Consider the following 2,587-nt stretch of genomic DNA (forward strand, 5'->3'; position numbering starts at 1 on the left):
TGAGGCGGCCCCCGCGAACGCGCGCCACGCCACGGACCGGCGGCCGTACTGCTCGGCCTGCTCGGGGGATCGGTCGGCGGCGTGGCGAGCGCTCTGGGCCCAGCGGTCCGCGCGGAACGCGGCGACCCGCCGGGCACGGTCGTCACCGAGCTGGGCCGCCAGGTCGGCGGCCTGCTCGGCGACGGCCTCCTCGGGGGAGGGAAGGGCCTGGGTAGCCACAACCTCACTGTCGACCGTGTGCCCGACCCGACTGATCCCACGGTGAGATTCCCACCGTGGGATAGTGCGGTGTCCCGTCGAGGAGGCTGCCGATGTCGGGCCCGTTGGCCGAGCCGTTCTGCCTGCCCCGGCACGTCTGGGCCGACCCTCAGGTCCAGATCGCGCTCGGCGGCCGCGACGTCGCCGCCCTGCTGCGCGTGGCCCAGCGCCACGGCGCGAGCCAGGCTCGGCTGGCTGCGGCGACCGGCCTGTCCCAGGGCCGGCTCAGCGAGATCGCCAACGGCCGGCGGGCCGTGATCGCGTTGGAGGTGTTCGAGCGGATCGCGGCGGGCTTGGCCCTGCCCGACTCCGCCCGGATGCGGCTGGGCCTGGCGCCGGTGGATCCCGCCGGCCTGGACCACCTCGCCGCCGCCGCCCGCGCCGAGATCATCGCGGTGTGGCCCAACCAGAGCGCGGCCGCCGGTGCCATCCGCGCCCACGCCGCGACCGCGTCCAGGATCGATGTGCTCGCTGTTCGGGGCCTGGGCCTGCTAGGAATGTCGGGGTCGCTGCTGCGCAGCACCGTCACCGCCAAGCCCGTCCAGCTGCGTGTCCTGCTGCTGGACCCCGATTCGTCGGCAGCCTCCCACCGCGCTGCCGAGATCGGCGAGGCCGACGAGTCGTTCCGCTCCGGCATCGACCTGTCCGTGGTGAAGCTGCGCGAGCTGGCCGCGACCGGTGTCCAGGTGCAGGCGTGGCTGTACTCGGCGACACCGATCTGGAGGAGCATCGCCTTGGACGACATGCTGTTCGTGTCCACGTTCACCGGGACGCGGGAGGGGCACCGCAGCGCCATGTACCAGATCGCCCCCAGCCCGCACGGCACGCTGCACCACGGCATCCGCCGCGTGTGGGACGAGCTGCTGTCCCAGGCCACGCGCGTGATCTGACCAGCACCAGCGGGAGGCGGTCGCCATGCTGATCGAGGCCGAACTCAAGGCCCGCGTCCACCACGTCAACCGGGTGCTCGGCCTGCTGCGCGGCCGCGCCAGTGCCGAGGAGACCGCGACCTACCACGACGTCTATTACGACACCCCCGCCGGCGGACTGGAACGCGACGGCCGCGAGCTGCGCGTGCGCGTCGTGGAGACCGCCGCCGGCGCGCGCTGCCTGCTGACCTACAAGCAGCCGGCTGTGGATGCGGCGTCCGGCTCGAAACCCGAGCACGAGATCACGACGGTGGACGCCGGCGCGGCCGCGACGCTGGAGGTGATCCTGCGCGCCCTGGGCGTCGCGCCCGTCTTGGCCTTCACCAAGCAGTGCCGCAACTTCCGGATCACCAGTGGTGGTCGGGAGATGCTGGCGACGGTGGCCACCGTGCCGGAGATCGCCGGGACGTGGCTAGAAGTCGAAACCCTCGCCGAGCCCGACGAGCTGACCGAAGCATTGGACGCGGTACGGGCCGCGCTGGCCGAGCTGGACATCGCCGAGGCCGACCTCACCGGCGCGCTGTACACCGACGCTGTTCGCGCCACCCGGAACAATGCCTGATCAGTCCGTGCCGTACTCGGGCACCGATGTCGCGGTGACCTGCACCGGTCGCCCGGCGAGCTGGGCACCGGCGTGCAGCAGCGGCTCGCGGACGCCGTCGAGGGCGGCGACCAGATGGCGGAGCACGTCGGCGTCGCTGGCGTCCAGGCGGTCGACGTGGCCTCGGCCGATACGTGCCAGGACGCGCCGCACCTGCGCGAGGTGATGCCCGGCCGCGGTCAGCAGCTCGGCGGCCTCGACGTCGGTGGGGAACTCCTCGGGTGCTGAGTCCAGCAGTCCGCCGGCCACGCTCGTCGACCCGATCCAGTGCACGGCCAGTTCGCGCCAGGGCATGAGGTCCGGGAGGCTGGGCCGGGGCACGTACTTCACCATGCACGCAACCTACGGTGCGCACGTCAGCGGTGCTGCGCGGTGAGCTGACGCCCGTGTCAGGCGATCTCGGCCAAGGCGCGCCGGTCGCCGGTGAGCGCGTAGCGGCGGCACGCCAGCACGGTGTCCAGATCCTCGCCGATGTCCTCGGCGAACACGAACAGGACGTCGGCGGCGCGCTGGTCGGACCAGTGGCCGGGCGTGATCTCCAGCGCGAACTGTCCCAACTGCCACCAGGCGCGCCATAGCTGCGCGGCTGCTTCCCGGCCGGCGGTCACCACCGGGTCCACCAGTCCCGGCGCCGCCGGGGCAGGCGGTGTCGGCGGTGCGGGCGGCGGGCGCCGGACGTGGTCGACGGCCTCCCGCACGATGCCGCGCACCGTCTCGGCCGGCACCGACCCGCCAGCGGCGGCGGTCGCCGCGGTCACTCGTGCGGTGACGTGCTCGGCGACCTGGTCGACGCGGCTGG

Annotated in this window: 5 protein-coding genes; 2 read left to right on the forward strand and 3 right to left on the reverse strand. The window is 73.4% G+C overall.

Annotation, left to right across the window (positions count from 1 at the left end; all coding sequences use genetic code 11):
• Positions 1-219, reverse strand: a 219-nt coding sequence (locus F0L68_RS40595; protein ID WP_149855247.1) for a hypothetical protein, incomplete at its 3' end; no start/stop codon positions are given.
• Between the two features lie 92 nt (positions 220-311).
• On the opposite strand from F0L68_RS40595, the gene F0L68_RS40600 reads away from it, so the two are divergent.
• Together F0L68_RS40600 and F0L68_RS40605 are read left to right on the forward strand one after the other, a co-directional pair.
• A complete protein-coding gene (locus F0L68_RS40600) occupies positions 312-1,148 on the forward strand; it encodes a helix-turn-helix domain-containing protein (RefSeq protein ID WP_149855248.1) in 837 nt (278 codons plus the stop codon).
• 25 nt (positions 1,149-1,173) lie between these two features.
• On the forward strand, positions 1,174-1,749 hold the full coding sequence (locus F0L68_RS40605) for a class IV adenylate cyclase (protein WP_188317112.1): 576 nt from the start codon (positions 1,174-1,176) through the stop codon (positions 1,747-1,749).
• Here the strand turns inward: F0L68_RS40605 and F0L68_RS40610 are convergent, their stop codons facing one another.
• Positions 1,750-2,121, reverse strand: coding sequence for a hypothetical protein (locus F0L68_RS40610; protein WP_149855249.1), 372 nt, complete (start codon positions 2,119-2,121; stop codon positions 1,750-1,752).
• Positions 2,122-2,177: 56 nt separating this feature from the next.
• Positions 2,178-2,587, reverse strand: a 410-nt coding sequence (locus tag F0L68_RS42990; RefSeq protein ID WP_223199588.1) for a hypothetical protein, incomplete at its 5' end; no start/stop codon positions are given.

The sequence above is a fragment of the Solihabitans fulvus genome, assembly GCF_008386585.1.
Lineage (GTDB): Bacteria > Actinomycetota > Actinomycetes > Mycobacteriales > Pseudonocardiaceae > Solihabitans > Solihabitans fulvus.